The 18,150-nt window shown below is 39.8% G+C and carries 17 protein-coding genes and 1 pseudogene; 11 read left to right on the forward strand and 7 right to left on the reverse strand.

Annotated features, from left to right (window positions below):
• Positions 1-10 precede the first annotated feature (10 nt).
• The 3 genes from ACQY1Y_RS14365 to ACQY1Y_RS14375 all read left to right on the forward strand — a co-directional run bounded on the left by ACQY1Y_RS14365 (position 11) and on the right by ACQY1Y_RS14375 (position 4,848).
• Positions 11-1,561: an NADH-quinone oxidoreductase subunit M gene (locus tag ACQY1Y_RS14365; protein ID WP_430013008.1), complete on the forward strand. Its 1,551-nt coding sequence runs from the start codon at positions 11-13 to the stop codon at positions 1,559-1,561.
• Positions 1,562-1,618: 57 nt separating this feature from the next.
• Positions 1,619-2,914 (forward strand): CO2 hydration protein, encoded by a 1,296-nt coding sequence (locus tag ACQY1Y_RS14370; RefSeq protein ID WP_061433310.1) that lies wholly within the window; start codon positions 1,619-1,621, stop codon positions 2,912-2,914.
• Between the two features lie 305 nt (positions 2,915-3,219).
• Entirely contained in the window at positions 3,220-4,848 is a 1,629-nt protein-coding gene (locus ACQY1Y_RS14375) for an SUMF1/EgtB/PvdO family nonheme iron enzyme (protein ID WP_002732901.1), read from the forward strand.
• Positions 4,849-5,411: 563 nt separating this feature from the next.
• Here the strand turns inward: ACQY1Y_RS14375 and ACQY1Y_RS14380 are convergent.
• From ACQY1Y_RS14380 to ACQY1Y_RS14405, 6 genes and pseudogenes are all read right to left on the reverse strand, one after another.
• The gene (locus ACQY1Y_RS14380) at positions 5,412-5,756 is read right to left on the reverse strand and encodes a type II toxin-antitoxin system PemK/MazF family toxin (RefSeq protein ID WP_430013009.1); all 345 of its coding nucleotides are present in this window, start codon (positions 5,754-5,756) and stop codon (positions 5,412-5,414) included.
• On the reverse strand, positions 5,749-5,940 hold the full coding sequence (locus ACQY1Y_RS14385) for a hypothetical protein (RefSeq protein ID WP_002740538.1): 192 nt from the start codon (positions 5,938-5,940) through the stop codon (positions 5,749-5,751). The genes ACQY1Y_RS14380 and ACQY1Y_RS14385 overlap by 8 nt, the downstream gene beginning before the upstream one ends.
• A 51-nt stretch (positions 5,941-5,991) precedes the next feature.
• Positions 5,992-6,450 carry a hypothetical protein gene (locus ACQY1Y_RS14390; protein ID WP_069475321.1) on the reverse strand — a complete coding sequence of 153 codons (459 nt, stop codon included), beginning with the start codon at positions 6,448-6,450 and terminating at the stop codon, positions 5,992-5,994.
• Positions 6,451-6,477: 27 nt separating this feature from the next.
• Positions 6,478-7,524, reverse strand: a complete 1,047-nt coding sequence (fbp, locus tag ACQY1Y_RS14395; RefSeq protein ID WP_002731573.1) for a class 1 fructose-bisphosphatase — start codon at positions 7,522-7,524, stop codon at positions 6,478-6,480.
• 453 nt (positions 7,525-7,977) lie between these two features.
• Positions 7,978-8,379 (reverse strand): annotated as a pseudogene (locus ACQY1Y_RS14400) (DUF4277 domain-containing protein); the annotation flags it as partial.
• Positions 8,380-8,805: 426 nt separating this feature from the next.
• Positions 8,806-9,051, reverse strand: coding sequence for a DUF1902 domain-containing protein (locus ACQY1Y_RS14405; protein WP_002732423.1), 246 nt, complete (start codon positions 9,049-9,051; stop codon positions 8,806-8,808).
• A gap of 210 nt (positions 9,052-9,261) precedes the next feature.
• On the opposite strand from ACQY1Y_RS14405, the gene ACQY1Y_RS14410 reads away from it, so the two are divergent.
• The 3 genes from ACQY1Y_RS14410 to ACQY1Y_RS14420 all read left to right on the forward strand — a co-directional run bounded on the left by ACQY1Y_RS14410 (position 9,262) and on the right by ACQY1Y_RS14420 (position 9,986).
• Positions 9,262-9,468 carry a type II toxin-antitoxin system HicB family antitoxin gene (locus ACQY1Y_RS14410; RefSeq protein ID WP_430013010.1) on the forward strand — a complete coding sequence of 69 codons (207 nt, stop codon included), beginning with the start codon at positions 9,262-9,264 and terminating at the stop codon, positions 9,466-9,468.
• Entirely contained in the window at positions 9,461-9,673 is a 213-nt protein-coding gene (locus ACQY1Y_RS14415; RefSeq protein ID WP_002732521.1) for a type II toxin-antitoxin system HicA family toxin, read from the forward strand. The genes ACQY1Y_RS14410 and ACQY1Y_RS14415 overlap by 8 nt, the downstream gene beginning before the upstream one ends.
• 130 nt (positions 9,674-9,803) lie before the next feature.
• The gene (locus ACQY1Y_RS14420; protein WP_002732751.1) at positions 9,804-9,986 is read left to right on the forward strand and encodes a hypothetical protein; all 183 of its coding nucleotides are present in this window, start codon (positions 9,804-9,806) and stop codon (positions 9,984-9,986) included.
• A gap of 105 nt (positions 9,987-10,091) precedes the next feature.
• Here ACQY1Y_RS14420 and ACQY1Y_RS14425 read toward each other — a convergent pair whose 3' ends face one another.
• Positions 10,092-10,325, reverse strand: a complete 234-nt coding sequence (locus ACQY1Y_RS14425) for an antitoxin family protein (RefSeq protein ID WP_149986318.1) — start codon at positions 10,323-10,325, stop codon at positions 10,092-10,094.
• Positions 10,326-10,578: 253 nt separating this feature from the next.
• Here ACQY1Y_RS14425 and ACQY1Y_RS14430 point away from each other — a divergent pair, with 253 nt between their 5' ends.
• The 5 genes from ACQY1Y_RS14430 to ACQY1Y_RS14450 all read left to right on the forward strand — a co-directional run bounded on the left by ACQY1Y_RS14430 (position 10,579) and on the right by ACQY1Y_RS14450 (position 18,149).
• Positions 10,579-10,854, forward strand: coding sequence for a DUF433 domain-containing protein (locus ACQY1Y_RS14430; protein WP_430013011.1), 276 nt, complete (start codon positions 10,579-10,581; stop codon positions 10,852-10,854).
• 45 nt (positions 10,855-10,899) lie between these two features.
• Complete coding sequence (locus ACQY1Y_RS14435; RefSeq protein ID WP_008203484.1) at positions 10,900-11,106, forward strand: type II toxin-antitoxin system HicB family antitoxin; 207 nt, start codon at positions 10,900-10,902, stop codon at positions 11,104-11,106.
• Entirely contained in the window at positions 11,099-11,311 is a 213-nt protein-coding gene (locus ACQY1Y_RS14440; RefSeq protein WP_287703366.1) for a type II toxin-antitoxin system HicA family toxin, read from the forward strand. The genes ACQY1Y_RS14435 and ACQY1Y_RS14440 overlap by 8 nt, the downstream gene beginning before the upstream one ends.
• Positions 11,312-11,580: 269 nt before the next feature.
• The gene (locus ACQY1Y_RS14445; RefSeq protein WP_287703364.1) at positions 11,581-12,114 is read left to right on the forward strand and encodes a transposase; all 534 of its coding nucleotides are present in this window, start codon (positions 11,581-11,583) and stop codon (positions 12,112-12,114) included.
• 572 nt (positions 12,115-12,686) lie between these two features.
• Positions 12,687-18,149 carry a DUF3110 domain-containing protein gene (locus tag ACQY1Y_RS14450; protein ID WP_430013012.1) on the forward strand — a complete coding sequence of 1,821 codons (5,463 nt, stop codon included), beginning with the start codon at positions 12,687-12,689 and terminating at the stop codon, positions 18,147-18,149.
• Position 18,150 lies beyond the last annotated feature (1 nt).

Genomic DNA, 18,150 nt, shown 5'->3' on the forward strand with positions numbered 1-18,150 from the left:
CGATACCAATATGCTCAGTACCCTGCTTTGGTTGCCAATAATTGGAGCAATTATCGTCGGTCTTTTCCCCGATAAATTTGCCCCAGCAAAATTACGTCAAATTACCCTCTTTTTTGTTGCCGCCGTCCTCTTTTGGTCTTTATATCTGCTGACCCAATATAACTTAACCAGCAATGGCTTTCAATTTTCTGAATACCGCGAATGGGCAAAACCAATCGGTTTAAGTTATAACCTCGGAGTCGATGGTTTGTCCTTACCGTTAATTATTTTAAACTGTTTCTTGACAGGAATAGCTATCTATAGTACCGAAGAAAAAGTAGAGCGTCCCCGACTTTATTACATCCTAATCCTCCTGATTAACGCCGGGGTTTCTGGGGCATTAATGGCCAAAAACCTGCTGCTGTTCATCGTTTTCTATGAACTAGAATTAATCCCCTTTTATCTGATGATTGCTATCTGGGGAGGCGAAAAACGTGGCTATGCTTCGATTAAATTTCTTCTCTATACTGCTGTCTCTGGGTTATTAGTCCTAGCGGCATTTTTAGGGATAGGTTTCCTCAACGGTGGTACTTTTGACTATTCCTCCCTCTCCACCGCCGATTTCTCCCAAAAAACCCAGTTACTACTCTTAACTCTGCTGTTAGTGGGATTTGGCATCAAAATCCCCCTCGTACCTCTCCATACTTGGCTACCGGATGCCTACACGGAAGCTTCCCCCGCTACAGCAATTTTACTAGGTGGTATCCTCGCTAAACTCGGTACTTATGGCTTAGTTCGCTTTGGTCTGCAATTATTCCCGGAAGCTTGGTCTTTAATCGCCCCCGGACTGGCAATTATCGGCGTTATTAGCGTTATTTACGGGGCCTTGAGCGCTATTGCCCAAAAAGACATTAAACGCATGGTGGCCTACAGTTCGATCGGTCACATGGGCTATATACTGGTAGCAGCCGCCGCTGGCACGGGTTTAAGCGTCCTTGGTGCCGTCGCGCAAATGATTAGCCACGGTCTTATTCTCGCCCTCTTATTCTATCTGGTGGGCATTGTCGAACGCAAAGCCGGAACTAGAGATTTAGACGTTTTAAACGGTTTAATGAACCCAATTCGCGGTTTACCCTTGGTTAGCGCTCTATTAATTCTCGCCGGTATGGCCAGTGCTGGTATCCCCGGATTAGTGGGATTTGTGGCGGAATTTATCGTTTTTCAGGGTAGTTTCTCCCGTTTTCCCGTGCAGACGGTTCTCTGTATCATCGCTTCCGGTTTAACGGCGGTTTACTTTGTTATCCTGCTTAATCGCACCTGTTTTGGTAAATTGGATAATAAACTTGCCTACTATCCCAAAGTCCTGAAATCGGAAACTATCCCCGCTTTTGTCCTAATGGTATTAATCGTCTTTTTAGGTATTCAACCCAATTATTTAGTCCGTTGGATTGAACCCACCACTAACTCGATGGTTGCCAGCTTATCGGGACAAGCAAAACCTAGTTTTGTGTTACAAAAATCTCCGCAAAAGTCCTCAAAAACCAACTGGTTTAATCGGGGTAAATATTTGAGTAATAGTTAGTTATCCCTTGCTGTTTCCGAATTATTGTAACCGCTGCTAATTACTTTACCTAAAACTATGACTGGGACATTAATCAAAGCCAAAATTCCCCCTTCTACTCACGAATTCGCCGACATTATCCACCGTTTAGAAGCGGGTGGATCCATGTTGCCGGATACTCCCGAAAACCTGATGCAAATTATCGGCATTTATAAAGCTTATGCCGTGCCGATGGATTTTTATTGGCGAGATCTGCTCTATATTGCCGAACGAGTTTTCCTCGATCCTTTGCCCTTTTTTAAATATTTTCTGCCCCAAGAATACCTAGACCTACAAAATCATTACGCTGGCGATAATGCCGATTTACGCATCTGGCGCGGTACGGGTTCCGCTCACCCTGAATTGTTAGAATTCATGGATAAAGGTAAAACCCGAAAAATGCCCAGATTAATCCATCACCTCTGGCATGACCGTATTAATATGGAATTTGCTGAAGCCTGTATGCAAGCCATGTTATGGCATGGCCGCGATATGGGTTGGGGTTTATTTGATGCCTATCTCGATTCAGAAGAATATCGCCAAAATGCCGACCGCGCTATTAAGGCCTATTTCAAGAAAAATCCCGTCATGATGAAACTTTATGACCTGTTCCCCGATATGTTTTTGGAACAGGTGCGGATGATGTCCTACTACTCCAATTTAGGACTATTCTGGGAAGTGATGGCCCCGGTATTTTTCGAGATGTCTGATATCTACGATGAAGGCGGCTTTAAAGGTGTTCCCGATGCCATGAATTTCCTCGTTAATGGTATTTTTGCCATCGCTGGCCGGCCGATTTATCATCACGTTTATATTGATGGTCAATGCTACGAAATTATCCCCAAATCAAAGGCTTTTACTTGGCTTTATGAAGCAGCTTTACCCTATGTAGAAGCGGTCTTTTATCGTACTGCTCCCTTCCGGGGTACAAAGTCTTATAATGCCCAAGCAAAACAGGTTCCTGACGAACAAAAAGACTTTCACTATGGCATTCTTTATGCGGATGTTTTCCCCGTGGGTACTGCGGGAATTCCTCCCACTTTGTTAATGGATGATATGTATCATTTTTTACCCCAATATCTAATTGATTACTATCAGCAAAACTGCCGGGGGGAAGACGATATTTTGATTCAATTGGGTATTAGTTTCCAGCGCTCGATGTATAATGTTACTTCGGCAGTTATTCAAGCTCTACGCACTGCTTTACTCTATCCCCTCGACGATCCTAATCCCAAACATTTACTTAAAAATCGTCAATTCTTTGAGGCACAAATGGACAGATTTAAACGCCCCGAAGCGCGTCTTAGAGATATACAAAGTCCTAATTATCGTTAAGGTTTTTGGGTTATTTTTCTGGTGGGTTTATCGCCCACCTTTTTTGATTATGAGATAACCGAACCCCAAGTCATACTAATACTAAATCCCTTGAGTAACCCACAGAAAACGGGTTTTTCCGAGAAACTCGTTTTCTACTCGAGGGAATAAATAATCAGTATTTAATAGCCAGATTTAGTATTAAGTACCTAAGCAAAATTAATTACACATTTCGATAAAGCTTTTGCCTCTTGCCTTCGTTAAAACCACCCACTTAATAGGATAGTTACAGAACGTAAAAATTGGCTAATTCAGGAGTTATTATTATGCTAGACCAAATGATGAAGATGTTAGAAGGGCAACAAATAGGCCCCTATCGTCTTAATAAATTTCTCGGTGCGGGTGGTTTTGGGGGTGTATTTCATGCTAGTGAAATGGTCAGAAATACATCGGTCAAAGAAGTTGCCATTAAAGTTATCCCCGAAAGTAGCGATGATAAATTAATTGAGTTAACAAATTCCAGAAAGTTAGAACATCCTAATTTAATTAAGAGTTATGCGGTGGGGGAATTTACTTTTCTCAAGACAGAGATGCTTTATTTAGTGATGGAATTGGCACAGGGTAGCCTAGAAAATCACATTGCTAAAGGCAGTTTGTCAGCGGATGAGATTAAAAATATTACTGCTCAAGTCGCCCAGGGCTTAAATTATCTTCATCGACAAAATAAAGTGCATCGAGATTTAAAACCGGGTAATATCCTCAAGGTTAATCAACAATACAAGTTAGCAGATTTTGGCTTAATTAGAACCTTAAATAACAAAAGCCACACTCAAACAGTCCACAATACCGGTACAATTATTTATATGCCTCCCGAAGCCTTTAGGGGGGATATTTCCTCAGCCTGGGATTTGTGGTCATTAGGTATTATGTTAATCGAAATGACGACTAATCAACTTCCCTATAAGTTTAATAATGACAATAATCAATTAATGGTAAAGGTGATAAATTGTGAGCTACAAATCCCCAGTTTACCGAAAGAGTTTAAACCGATTATTGAAGGGTGTTTGCAAAAAGATAGAAAACAAAGATGGACAGCACAACAGGTTTTAAATGCCTTACAACCTCTGGGATGGACTTCTCCCCCGTCACCTCCACCAGCACCGGCAGCAGTCAAAAAGCCTGTTTCACCAATACCCCTAATTGCTTCACCTACTCCATTTACCGAAAAAATATCCAACGTAGTAACACTAGAGATGGTGAGCTTACCAGCAGGTCAATTTATCATGGGATCTGCTGACAGTGATCCCGATGCTTGGGATGCTGAAAAGCCTCAACACCAAGTTAAAGTCAACAGTTTTGCGATTGGCAAATATCCAGTGACTCAGGCACAATATGAAGCGGTAATGGGAACCAATCCCTCTCATTTTAAAAACAACTCTTGGTTGAAAAATAATCTGCAAAATCCGGTAGAAAATGTTAGTTGGAACGATGCTCAAGCTTTTTGTCAGAAATTGAGTCAAATAACAGGGAAAACCCATCGCCTACCGACGGAAGCGGAATGGGAATATGCTTGTCGTGCGGGGACAACCACTCGCTATTATTTCGGTGATGATGCTAGTCAGTTAGGAGATTACGCTTGGTATAAAGGAAATTCTCAGAATACAACTCATCCTGTGGGCCAGAAAAAGCCCAATGCTTGGGGACTGTATGACATGATTGGCAATGTTTGGGAGTGGTGCGAGGACAATTGGCACGATAACTATATCGGAGCGCCAAAGGATGGCAGTGCTTGGCTGACAAATGATAATGATTATCCAATACTGCGGGGCGGTTGTTGGTACAACGGTCCGGATGGCTGCCGTTCGGCTTACCGCGACTTCAGCCTCTACCGCCGCGACGGCCTCAGCAACAGCTACGGTTTTCGGGTGGTGTGCGGTGCTGGGAGGACTCTGTAACCCTTTTTCCCTTTTTTTCCCTTTTTCTCTTTTTCCCGCCTAGCGGCGGGTCGATTTTTTTTTTGAGCCGTAGGTTGGGTTGAGGAACGAAACCCAACCCAATTATTTAAAAGTGTTGGGTTTCACTATCGTTCAACCCAACCTACGATCTGAAATTAAATAATATTGTGGCGCTCCTAACGCACCCTACCTACTCAGATGAACAGTTTCGACGATTACAACAGCATAGCGTCCTGTAGGGGGGAAGCATTCGAGCAATAACCTATCGGTGAAACCGGAGATTTTCTATCCGAATGCTTCACCCGTACTTTTTGCAGCAAACCCTATATAGGGTTTGCTGAATAAATCTAAAAACCTTGTTGGGTAAGACTTTTAGACTTTTTGTCAATCAAAAAGTACCAGGTATGGGAGTGATCAGGGGGAAAATCCCTGGACTTTTTCCCTAAAAATTAGGTAATTGGCCACCTCAAAACCGGTAAAACCCCACACCCCACACTCCACGAAAAACTTTTTGCCGCAAACCCTAACTATTGATTATGTTTCCGCTGCAACTAGCGCACAGACTAATCTTCGCTTTCTTGATCATTCCTCTCTTCAAACCCTAGCCAAAAAAGTAACGCATTCTCAACCTCCATCATTTGCTCAGATGTCAGATTTCCTAATTTACGCAAAAGCTTTGCATGGGGAATTGTAACGATGTTTTGTACATCAAAGACTCCTTCTCTAAGGAAGCGAGCTTGGACTTTCACTTCCAATCTTGAACCACGAGAGCTTGTCGTATGTGGAACCAGAGTCGCTAAGGCACGCTCTTGATTGAGCGCAGGAATACTGATAACCAAACAGGGTCTGACTTTGGCCACATAACCCAGATCAACCAGCCAAACCTGACCACGATCAGGGCTATCCATAGGAAGCTTCCTGATCATCTAATTCTAGAAAAATTCCCTCGGCATTGAGGACTAGATCTTCATCAGATAAGGGCGGAAAATCCAGGTGAATTGTCCGCTTCAGAATCTCTAATAGCAAATCTAACCGCTCTGAGTCTGTCAAGCGGTCAAAGGTATCTAAAAGTTCCTGAACTATAGCAGTCATAGCAGTTACTCTATATCTGCTCAATACTATAACACAAGCTTAACAAGGATCTTAGTCATTACTTGACAGCCCCAATAAATTCCGAATGTAAGTTTGGAATCCCCCCAAACCGCCATCGTCATCCCAACGCTGTCTGAAAGTTGGTAACTTCTCCAATTCCATCACATTCCCACCCTGATACCTGACTCGATAATCAAACATCGCATCTGCTTTTGCTGATACAGGTGGATTATCAAAATCAATAGCCCAAAGCACCTCAACAATTCGATAGATGTCGTAATTATCTTTGCCAATTTCACGTTTGGCTTTGCAGTCGAGAACTTTTACTAAATGGGTAACATACCCTCGCTGTCTGAGTAGTATCAAACTATCTTTTTCGGGTTTATTGGCATTGACTTCATCGTCTTTCCATGCCAGTTGGAAGGGCGATGAAACCTTATATTTCCGATATGCCCATGTACCATCGTTTCGCCTGACATTTTTAGTCCACTTCAGAGCTTGTAAATCCATGTCAATATCTCGAAATAAAACTATAAGTTAAACTCGATCGCGATGACGGCGATCAGCGATAAAAGACTCTACCAATTTAACATCTTCGACACTACCGATCACTAAAGGTGTGCGGGTGTGTAATTTATCGGGAACGATATCTAAAAGATTTGTCACCCCATCACTAGCTTTACCTCCTGCCTGTTCAATTAAAAAAGCAAGGGGAGCAGTTTCATAAATTAAGCGCAATTTTCCCTGGGGATTTTTAACAGTACCCGGATAGAGAAAAACGCCTCCCTGCATTAAAATTCGGTGGATATCTCCCACTAATGCCCCACTGTAACGGGCTGTGTAACCATCATGACGGTGAACATAACGGGTATAGTCGCGAATTGCCTCATCCCACTGCCAAAAATTGCCCTCATTGGTACTATAAATTGGACCGTGATCGGGGATAATAATATTCTCTTGGGCAAGGATAAATTCCCCTAAACTGGGGTCAAGGACAAAGGCATGAACACCGCGACCGATCGAGTAAACTAAAATAGTCGAGGGTCCGTAGAGAATATAACCGGCGGCGATTTGTTTACGACCATTTTGCAGTAAATCTAGGGCTTCTCCGTCTAAATCATTGCCTTCCTGTTGACGGATGGCAAAAATCGAACCCACATTTAGGTTAATATCCACATTGGAAGAACCATCGATCGGGTCGTAGAGTAGGGTATAGCGACCGATGGGACAGTTTTCTGGGATATAATAGGGTTTATCCATTTCCTCGGAAGCAAGACGGCAAACTAAACCACTTTGCTTAAAAACCGAGATAAATACTTCATTGGCAAAAACGTCCATTTTCTTGACCGATTCCCCTTGTACGTTGGTTTCTCCAGTAAAACCTAGCACATCCGCCATTAATCCCGCTTTACTGAGACGACGGGCAATTAATTTCCCCGCTAGGGCAATCCGACTCATAATTGCGCTTAAATCCTGCGCGTCGGGGGAAAAACTTTGTAGTTGTTGCAGGACGTGACGGGAGAGGGTGGTACAATCTCGATCGAGGCTATGTTCGGGGATAGAAAAGGGAATATTGCTAACCATAACTGTAATTGCCAGTAATAAAGTAAAAAAAGGGAAACTCGTCTAGTCTCAATTATGACTATGATTTGATCCTAGCCAAAATTTTCCCCATTGCGGGCTAATTTTTAGATCAGTTTTAGAGTTGGCTAATTTTTATCCCATTGATCATTAAATTTTGGTCAATAAGTAGCTGTTTATAATTAAATTGAAGATAAACTTTGGTTTCGATTCCCCCTTGATAAGCTATCCATTAGTCACATCTTTCTTAACATAAAATTTGACAAAAAGAGAAAAGTGTGCAAGATGGCTCAAGGGGGTTCTATAGGGGGACTAATTTGTAGCGGGAGCATCTCACCTTTGTAACCCCTAAATCAGGTTTTTATGTCAAGCTATTTTGAAAACCTTGCTAGAAAACAGTTTTAGGGATAAGTATAATTACTCACTTGCATAAATGAGATGCTCTCTTTGTAGCAATGATGTGGCCTCTAGATGAGAATATTTTGTCTCTATTTTAAATTTTTTGATGACCGATAAGACAACTTCTATAAATATATCATTCAGTCCATGTTTGTATAATTCATCCATGACTCTCCCAATTTTATCATCATTGATATAATCGGTTTTTATTTCTTCTCCCAATAATTCTTCGATTCCTTTATCTTCAAAAAATTGACTAAATAAGTATAAAGGCCTTGAAACAAATCCTAATCCATTGATTAGAATAGCTTTGACCACTGTTCCTGCTGAAATTTTTTCTCGGGAGTCAATTCCTAATTTAGAGTTGATTATTTCAACTATTCTTATTTCGTCAATTAGTCCGGCTACTATTCCTAAGTGATCTAGGTTTTTAATTTTTACCTCTGAGATAGGAGACAATTTTTGTACCTTTAATAGATTTTTGAGCTTTTTGATTGTCTCACTTTTTTGGGACTAATTCTCTGAGTATTTTTATTTATTTTTTTCTTGAATGAGTTTATGCTATTTTATGCTACATTTTGAAGTGCGGAGTGTCGGATAAAAAAAATCAACCCATGAACGAACAACGCACCCAATTCTGTCTAAATTATGATTTTTTTGATTGTTTGATTGACTAGGATTTTGGCTCTCTTGGATTTGGTGGGTGAAATGTATTCTAAGATACATTCCTCCTAGCGAGGGGGTGGAAGGAACCACAAAGACACAAAGGACACAAAGATTGATCGATCATATTGTAAGTTAAACTTATCACACAGAACCTATAAGAGCCGGATTTTTTTCGGCTATCATCCCGGTGATACAATTCTGATAATCTCCCCATTCAATCTAAACAGCGCACTCAATTGATTCTTGACGATGACTAATGAGTTCAAAAGTTATCGCTGCTTGAGGTTCAAGAGTAATTAGATGATTTAGTTGTAATAATTCTGGAATCATCTGTCGTAATTTAGCTGTTAAAGCTTCGATGGTATCAGCTTCGATGACTAATCCCGGAATATCTTCACTCTCTGCTACCCACACTTGCGCTTCTCGATCCCAAAATGCTTCTACTTGGTACGGTTTTTGATTCATGATGATTTAGTTCAAGTGAGTAGAATTAGCTTATATATCAATTAAGATTATACAGTGCGATCGCATTTTTGACAACCCTACCACCAATCCCCAACTCTTGATGATCGCCGATGAATCGCTTATAATTGAATCAAACGAACAAAGCACCCAATCCTATCCAACCCTCATTAGGTGCTGCCTAATTTTCAATTAAGTACGGGATGATAAAATATGCAATATCAAGTCAATCTCAAACAAACAGAAGAGGGATATGCCGTTTGGTGTCCTAGTTTACCCGGTTGTGCTTCTCAAGGGACAACTAAAGAAGAAGCACTCAATAATATTCAAGATGCAATTCAGTCTTATTTAGAAGTTGGTGCAGAATTAAATCAAGGGATCGAATCTTATTATGTAGAAGTTGAATTAAATCATGCCTAGTCTTGCTGGAATTAATCATCAACGAGCAATTAAAGCGTTTGAAAAAGCAGGATTTCAGATTGTTCGACAGGGAAAGCATATTACCATGACTGATGGACAACATATTCTCACTATTCCAAGGGCTAATCCAATCAATGCTTATACAATGGGAACAATTATTAAAGGTTCTGGATTAACTATTGAAGAATTTAAAAAACTTTTATAAAACAATCTCAACCCATGAACGAACAACGCACCCAATCCTGTCTAAATTATGATTTTTTTTGATTATTTGACTGACTAGGATTTCTCTCGGCTATCATCCCTCAAATCAAAGAGTAAGGGTATTATTTGCCATGAGTCAATATGTTTTACTTCCGATTCAAGTCATTCAGGAAGAATTAGAAGCCTTAAAAAAAACGGTCATTCATCAACTTGAAGGTTCTCGCAATAAGACTCAAATTAAAGGTTTATGGAAAGATGTTGTGATCAGTGATGACGATTTAGAAGAAGCTGAAAAAGCAGTTTTCCGAGATTAGGTTACACTTCATTTTTATGATAATGGCATTAGGGGATCGCTACAATTGACATTGACAATGAAGCGATACAGCCAAATATTAGAATCAATAAAGAAGGGTTGAGATTCACCAGCGTTCATTCGCTTCTTCTCTGGTAAGAGGATGGAAATCTTCAATTTTAATCGGATTTGCTGTTAACTGGGCGATTATACCCGTTTCTGACCATTTTTGGGGAGTAAGCTGGGAAATTGAATTCGATTCTATAGTCAGTTTAACGCACTGTCCTTCATTGAGTTGGAGATTACTAAGAGGACGTAAAACGCCATTTTCAAAGACGGCTTCACAGGTTTGTTGCGGCATAACTCAATCCTTAATTCTAAATTACTCTTATTTTAACCGATGAATCAACAACGCACCCAATCCCGTCTAAACTATGATTTTTTTGATTGTTTGATTGACTATTATTTTTTTCGGCTATCGTCCCTGTGATAGAATTCTGATAATCTCCCCATTCAATCCCCTACCCCGACCAATGTTTAGGCCATGCTAGAATGGTGATAAAAGCATAGAATCCTATTTAGTTTAATTAGTTGAGAATGAATCAGAGAAAGTTATGTTCACAGATATCAATATTGGCACTTTCATAAAAAGCGATCCCAAAATTCATGGAGGTTGTCCTATTATCGCGGGAACTGCTGTTACTGTACGAAGAATAGTGATCTGGTATCAGTTAGGATATAGTCCTGAAGAAATTGCCGATGAAATCCCTCATCTTTCTTTGGCAAAAGTTTATGCCGCTTTGACTTACTATCATACTAACAAAGAAACAATAGAAGCAGAAATTATAGCCGAAGCCGCCGAAGCAGATCGCATTGAAGCATTACAATAATAGTTTTGCCCAAATTTTTATTAAGGACGGGATGATCTTAAAAATATGCAATATCAAGTCAATCTCAAGCAATCAGAAGAGGGATATGCTGTTTGGTGTCCTAGTTTACCTGGCTGTGCTTCTCAAGGGATAACTAAAGAAGAAGCACTCAATAATATTCAAGATGCAATTCAGTCTTATTTAGAAGTTGCTGCAGAATTAAATCAAGGGATCGAATCTTATTATGTAGAAGTTGAATTAAATCATGCCTAGTCTTCCTGGAATTAATCATCAACGAGCAATTAAAGCATTTGAAAAAGCAGGATTTCAGATTGTTCGACAGGGAAAACATATTATGATGACTGATGGAGAAAATATTCTCACTATTTCAAGGACGAATCCAATTAATGCCTATACAATGGGAACAATTATTAAAGGTTCGGGATTAACTATTGAAGAATTTAAAAAACTTTTATAAAACAATCTCAACCCATGAACGAACAACGCACCCAATCCTGTCTAAATTATGATTTTTTTTGATTATTTGATTGACTAGGATTTTTTTTGGATATTATCCCTGTGATACAATTTTGATAATCTCCCCATTAAATCCCTGTAGGGGCGAAGCATTCGGATAGAAAATCTAGGGTTTCAGCGATAAGTTATTGCCCGAATGCTTCGCCCCTACCCCCGAACAATAACCTATCGCTAAAGATAACTGAATTAACCGCCACCATCTACCACGCCATGAATGAACACAAAAAACATCGACAATCTATTCGTTTAAAAGGCTATGATTATAGGCTTAATGGAGCTTATTATATCACAATTTGTTCTTATCAAAAGCAGTATTTATTTGGTGAAATTGTTGAAGGAAATATAGAGCGAAATTTACTTGGTGATACTGTTGAAGCAGTATGGTATAGACTGCCTCTACATTTTAAGTTTATTGAACTAGATGCTTTTATTGTCATGCCCAATCATATTCATGGAATTATAGTAATACAAAATTATTATCTGGAAAAGACCGAATACGATTCTCAATATACTCACGGTACAATGCCGGAATCTTTGGGGGCTATTGTGCAGAATTTCAAATCAATTTCTAGTCGTAAAATTAATCGTTTATGTGGCGATTGCCTGAAAATTTGGCAGCGCAATTATTATGAACATATCATTCGCAATGAAAATTCTTATCAAAAAATCCGGCAATACATTCTTGATAATCCGCGAAATTGGGAACAAGACGAGAACAATCTGAATAAATTCAAACCAATGTAGGGGCAAATAACCTGTGGGGACAAATAACCTGCGGGGACGAATAACCTGTAGGGGCGAAGCATTCGGGCATAACATATCACTGAAACCCTAGATTTTCTATCCGAATGCTTCGCCCCTACCCCAGACAATAACCTTCGCCTATCATCCCTGTGATACAATTCTGATAATCTCCCCATTAAATCCCTGTACGGGCGAAGCATTCGTGCATAATCTATCACTGAAACCCTAAATTTTCTATCCGAATGCTTCGCCCCTACCCCAGACAATAACCTTAGCCTATCATCCCTGTGATACAATTCTGATAATCTCCCCATTAAATCCCTGTACGGGCGAAGCATTCGTGCATAATCTATCGCTGAAACCCTAGATTTTCTATCCGAATGCTTCGCCCCTACCCATCAATTCCCCATCTGCCACGCTATGAATGAACAACGCACCCAAACATACCTAAACCTCATTAATCAATTATCATCGTCCTCATTCAATTATGTCCAATTTTTTACGGAATGGCGAATCAAGGTGTTGTAGTTCTGATAAGTTTCGTGGTTTAGAAGTGATAAGGAGTCTAAATTATGTTTGAACGGTTTACAGAGAAAGCGATTAAGGTAATTATGTTAGCGCAGGAGGAAGCGCGTCGCTTGGGGCATAATTTTGTAGGAGCGGAGTTTATATTTTTAGGGTTAATCGGTGAAGCATCAGGAGTTGCGTCGCAAGTTTTAAGACAGCAGGGAATAACGCTAAAAAATGCTCGAATTGAAGTTGAAAAAATTCTAGGAAAGGGTTCAGGAATTAGCCCAGAAATGAATCCTGTAGATATTCCTTTTACAGAGTCGGCAAAACTCGTTTTAAACAGTGCATTATCATTTGCTGATAAATTAGGGAGTGAATCTATTGATACAGAGCATTTACTGATTGGGATTTTTCAACAAGGGGAAAGTACAGGGATAATTTTACAAAATTTACAGGTTAATCTAAAAGATTTAACTGTTTCTTTGAGTCAGTATTTTCAGCAGCAACCCTCTAATCAGTTACCTCAAACTGTTTATGTTCTGCTTTACAATGTGGGAACAGATGATGAGGGTATTCATACTATAAGTGTAGATGATAATCACAAAATATTACTGTTTGAGTCTCAAGAAGATGCGGCTACTTTCGCACGACGATTAGGGGAGCAAAATTTTCCTGTACCGAGTGTTGAAGCAATAGAAGCTGAGGAGATTTTATTGTTTTGTAAGAACTCAGGTGATGATTGGGAATTTGTAGCGCAAGGAACAAATAGAATTCCTCCTGTTAAAAGTGGAGTTGGGGATAAAGCAGAAAATTTAGAAAGGGAGATCGCCGCTTACCAAGAAGCTTTGAAAGTTTATACTTTTGACGCTTTTCCCCAAGAATGGGCAGCGACACAGAATAATCTCGCTGATGCTTACCGTGACAGAATCAGAGGGGATAAAGCTGACAATTTAGAAAGAGCAATCGCCTACTACCAAGAAGCTTTGAAAGTTTATACTTTTGACGCTTTTCCCGAAAAATGGGCTGCTACACACAATAGTCTTGCTATTGCTTACAGTGACAGAATCAGAGGGGAGAAAGCTGACAATTTAGAAGAGGAAATTATTTGTTACCAAGAAGCTTTGAAAGTTTATACTTTTGACGCATTTCCCGAAGATTGGGCAAATACACAGAATAATCTCGCTATTGCTTACAAGAACAGAATCAGAGGGGAGAAAGCTGACAATTTAGAAAGGGCGATTGCCTACTATCAAGAAGCCTTAAAAGTGAGGACTTTTGATGCTTTTCCTAAAGATTGGGCAGATACACAAACGTTTCTGGCTTTTGCTTTTGAAGACAGAATCAAGGGGGATAAAGCAGAAAATTTAGAAAGGGCGATCGCCTGCTTACAAGAAGCGTTAAAAGTTTATACTTTTGATGCTTTCCCTAAAGATTGGGCAGATATACACTATAATTTTCTTTCTACTGCTTATAGTGAGAGAATCAGAGGGGATAAAGCGGAAAATTTAGAAGAGGAAATTATTTGTTATCAAGAAGCTCTGAAAGTTTATACCCGTGAAGCATTTCCCGAAAAATGGGCTGCTACACACAATAGTCTCGCTATTGCTTACCGTCACAGAATCAGAGGAGAGAAAGCTGAGAATTTAGAACTGGCGATCGCCTTTTACCAAGAAGCTTTGAAAGTTTATACTTTTGACGCATTTCCCGAAGATTGGGCAATGACACAGCATAATCTCGCTATTGCTTACAAGAACAGAATCAGAGGGGAGAAAGCTGAGAATTTAGAAAGGGCGATCGCCTACTACCAAGAAGCTTTGAAAGTTTATACTTTTGACGCATTTCCTAAAGATTGGGCAGATACACAAACGTTTCTGGCTTTTGCTTTTGAAGACAGAATCAAGGGGGATAAAGCAGAAAATTTAGAAATGGCGATCGCCGCTTACCAAGAAACTTTGAAAGTTTATACTTTTGAAGCATTTCCCGAAGATTGGGCAAGTACACAGAATAATCTCGCCTTAGCTTACCGTAACAGAATCAGAGGGGAGAAAGCTGACAATTTAGAAATAGAGATCGCTGCTTACCAAGAACCTATTAAACAACAAGAACCTATTAAACAACAAGAACCTATTAAACAACAAGAACCTATTAAACAACAAGAACCCATAAAAAAAAAGCGTAGTCAGTTAATTCCTATTATAGGCAAGCTAATATACAAGCTTGGCAGAAGTTTTATAATTCTCTTGTCTATTATCTTTATTGGTATTCCTTTGGGAATCTTAACGCTTATCTTTCCTGCATTTAGACGGAGAATAGAATCGTTTAACCGATCCTCTGCCTCTCGTTTCGTATATCAACCGTCACAAGGAGTAACTCTTGACGTTGAAATACCTAACCAACAAGATTATCTCAATTTCCTAATGGAGACATTACGAAAAATTTCTGAAAATCCTAACCCTCAAGTAATTTATCCCTTCTGGGCGCAGAATCTTGATAAGTTGGATGATAATTTAGCGCGAATCTTAGTTAGTTGGGCGAGAGAGGCATTAACGCAAGCCAATCCTAAGCAGGCACATTTTATCGCTGCTGATATTGCCAACTTTAGTAATTTCTCTGCACAATTTCCCCTCGGCAACATTGCTGTCAACCAAGAACTTGCGATCAATGGCTGTGAAGTTGCCTTAACTATGATAAGTTGTGAGGCATTTCCCCAAGATTGGGCAAGAACACAAAGTATTCTAGCTAATGCTTACCGCGACAGAATCAGAGGGGAGAAAGCTGACAATTTAGAAAACGCAATCGCCGCTTGCCAGGAAGCTTTGAAAGTTTTTACTTTTGACGCATTTCCTCAAGATTGGGCAATAACACAGAATATTCTAGCTATTGCTTACCGTAACAGAATCAGAGGGGGGAAAGCCGAGAATTTAGAAAGGGCGATCACCACTTTGAATAAAGCATTAAAAGTTTATACTTTTGACGCTTTTCCCCAACAATGGGCAATGACACAGAATAATCTCGCTAATGCTTACCGCGACAGAATCAGAGGGGAGAAAGCTGACAATTTGGAAAGGGCGATCGCCGCTCACCATGAAGCTTTGAAAGTTTTTTACCTTGACGCATTTCCCCAAAATTGGGCAGATACACAGAATAGTCTCGGTGGAGCTTACCGTCAAAGAATCAGAGGGGATAAAGCTGACAATTTAGAAAGGGCGATCACCGCTTACCAGGAAGCCTTGAAAGTTTTTACTTTAGACGAATTTCCCCAAGATTGGGCAAGGACACAGAATAATCTCGCCTTAGCTTACAGTGACAGAATCAGAGGGGAGAAAGCTGACAATTTAGAAAGGGCGATCGCCGCTTGCCAGGAAGCATTGAAAGTGAGAACTTTAGACGAATTTCCCCAAGATTGGGCAATGACACAGAATAATCTCGCTAATGCTTACCGCGACAGAATCAGAGGGGAGAAAGCTGACAATTTGGAAAGGGCGATCGCCGCTTGCCAAGAAGCTTTGAAAGTTTATACTTTTGAGGCATTTCCCCAACAATGGGCAACAATACAGAATAATCTCGCCGTAGCTTACAGTGACAGAATCAGAGGGGAGAAAGCTGACAATTTAGAAAGGGCGATCGCCAGTTACGATGAAGTTTTGAAAGTTTATTCGTTTGAGGCATTTCCCCAAGAATGGGCAACAATACAGAATAATCTCGCTAATGCTTACCTTTACAGAATCAGAGGGGAGAAAGCCGACAATTTAGAAAGGGCGATCGCCGCTTGCCAGGAAGCTTTGAAAGTGAGGACTTTTGACGCTTTTCCCCAAGATTGTTCAATAACTGCCTCGTATTTAGGCTCTCTACACTACGATCAAAAACAATGGCAACCTGCCACAGAAGCCTATAATACTGCCATTGAAGCGGTAGAGAATGCCCGCTTAGAAGCATTAAATCCCCAAGATCGTCAAGAGGTTTTATCCAATGCTATTGATGTTTTTTATCGCATTGTGCAAGCTTATCTTAACCTCAATCAGCCTGAGAAGGCATTAGAATATATCGAACGCAGTAAAGGGCGTAATCTGGTGGAATTAATGACTCAGAAAAATTTACATCCCCAAGGGGTTAGTCAAGAAATCATCGCCCAATTAAATGAATTAAAGCAAAGAGTGGTTAATGAACAAATTCGTTTACAACATCAAAGTATTAACCAGAATTTAATGCGTAGTGATAACCTAACTCCCTACGTTCAAGATCACAGTTATCTGAAGGAATATCAACAAGACTTAGATAATTTTATTGCAAGAGAAATTAAAGATCCTCTCTTTAGCCTCACTCAAAAAGTTGAGCCGATCCCATTTACAGAAATTCAGGAATTAACTGATGCTGAAACTTGTCTGCTGCAATGGTACATTACAGGGGAGAAAATAATCGCTTTTGTGGTGTCGGCTGATGGAGAGATTAAAGTTTGGCAATCTTCTGAAGATGATAAAAATCAATTCTTGGATACATTCAATAATTATCGACGACTTTACTACTCCGAAAATGGCAAGCAAGAATGGAAAAATCAACTATCTAACCTCTTACAGACTTTTGCTGATATTCTGCATATTAATGATATTCTTGCCCTGATTCCCGATACTTGTCAACGCTTAATTATTATTCCCCATGTGTATCTGCATATTCTCCCTATTCACGCTTTCCCGATTAACAAAAACCAAATTTTACAGGATAAGTATGATGTACAATATGCCCCTAGTTGTCAAATCTTGCAAAAAATCTCCCAAACTTCTCACCATTCCGACTTTAATAAACTGTTCGCTATTCAAAACCCCACTAAAGACTTATCTTACACTGACTTAGAAGTTAATATCCTCTCAACTTTCTTTACTGAACCTCAAGTTATCGCCCAAGATAACGCCACTAAAAACGCTGTTCTTCCCCATCTCAAATCCTCAGATAACCACTGTTATCACTTCTCCTGTCATGGAAGCTTTAACCCCGATAATCCCCTTGAATCCGCCTTATTATTAGCCAATAAAGAACCCTTAACATTAGGCGAAATCTTTGAACTGCGCTTGAATAAATGCCGCCTTATCACCCTTTCCGCTTGCGAAACTGGCTTAATTGATTTAAACTCTATCAGCGATGAATATATCGGTTTACCCAGTGGTTTTCTGTTTGCAGGAAGTCCCAGCGTTGTCAGTAGTTTATGGACAGTTAATGATTTATCAACCTCCTTCTTGATGATTAAATTATATGAGATTTTATTTAATGAGAATCAGCAAGTTTCTGTACCAGTTGCTTTGAAAACTGCACAAAATTGGTTACAGAATTTAACCGTACAAGAATACTTGAATCAGTTGGATAGTTGCCTAAAAATTGTCAAGTCAATGCAACAAAAATTAACATCAAAAGAATTTAATCGATTGATGGATATGATTGAAGATGAACAAATTAGAATAAAAGGGTTTGAACTTAATTATAAGCTTTTCAATAACCCTTTTTATTGGGCTGCTTTTACCGCATCAGGTATCTAAA

Source organism: Microcystis ichthyoblabe FBCC-A1114, from assembly GCF_050500245.1.
Lineage (GTDB): Bacteria > Cyanobacteriota > Cyanobacteriia > Cyanobacteriales > Microcystaceae > Microcystis > Microcystis ichthyoblabe_A.

Bases quoted from the DNA above. Each gene is read 5' to 3' on its own strand.
- ACQY1Y_RS14365 (WP_430013008.1), top strand. From the start codon at position 11: ATGCTCAGTACCCTGCTTTGGTTGCCAATAATTGGAGCAATTATCGTC.
- ACQY1Y_RS14370 (WP_061433310.1), top strand. From the start codon at position 1,619: ATGACTGGGACATTAATCAAAGCCAAAATTCCCCCTTCTACTCACGAA.
- ACQY1Y_RS14375 (WP_002732901.1), top strand. From the start codon at position 3,220: ATGCTAGACCAAATGATGAAGATGTTAGAAGGGCAACAAATAGGCCCC.
- ACQY1Y_RS14380 (WP_430013009.1), bottom strand. From the start codon at position 5,756: ATGGATAGCCCTGATCGTGGTCAGGTTTGGCTGGTTGATCTGGGTTAT.
- ACQY1Y_RS14385 (WP_002740538.1), bottom strand. From the start codon at position 5,940: ATGACTGCTATAGTTCAGGAACTTTTAGATACCTTTGACCGCTTGACA.
- ACQY1Y_RS14390 (WP_069475321.1), bottom strand. From the start codon at position 6,450: ATGGATTTACAAGCTCTGAAGTGGACTAAAAATGTCAGGCGAAACGAT.
- fbp (WP_002731573.1), bottom strand. From the start codon at position 7,524: ATGGTTAGCAATATTCCCTTTTCTATCCCCGAACATAGCCTCGATCGA.
- ACQY1Y_RS14405 (WP_002732423.1), bottom strand. From the start codon at position 9,051: ATGAATCAAAAACCGTACCAAGTAGAAGCATTTTGGGATCGAGAAGCG.
- ACQY1Y_RS14410 (WP_430013010.1), top strand. From the start codon at position 9,262: ATGCAATATCAAGTCAATCTCAAACAAACAGAAGAGGGATATGCCGTT.
- ACQY1Y_RS14415 (WP_002732521.1), top strand. From the start codon at position 9,461: ATGCCTAGTCTTGCTGGAATTAATCATCAACGAGCAATTAAAGCGTTT.
- ACQY1Y_RS14420 (WP_002732751.1), top strand. From the start codon at position 9,804: ATGAGTCAATATGTTTTACTTCCGATTCAAGTCATTCAGGAAGAATTA.
- ACQY1Y_RS14425 (WP_149986318.1), bottom strand. From the start codon at position 10,325: ATGCCGCAACAAACCTGTGAAGCCGTCTTTGAAAATGGCGTTTTACGT.
- ACQY1Y_RS14430 (WP_430013011.1), top strand. From the start codon at position 10,579: ATGTTCACAGATATCAATATTGGCACTTTCATAAAAAGCGATCCCAAA.
- ACQY1Y_RS14435 (WP_008203484.1), top strand. From the start codon at position 10,900: ATGCAATATCAAGTCAATCTCAAGCAATCAGAAGAGGGATATGCTGTT.
- ACQY1Y_RS14440 (WP_287703366.1), top strand. From the start codon at position 11,099: ATGCCTAGTCTTCCTGGAATTAATCATCAACGAGCAATTAAAGCATTT.
- ACQY1Y_RS14445 (WP_287703364.1), top strand. From the start codon at position 11,581: ATGAATGAACACAAAAAACATCGACAATCTATTCGTTTAAAAGGCTAT.
- ACQY1Y_RS14450 (WP_430013012.1), top strand. From the start codon at position 12,687: ATGTTTGAACGGTTTACAGAGAAAGCGATTAAGGTAATTATGTTAGCG.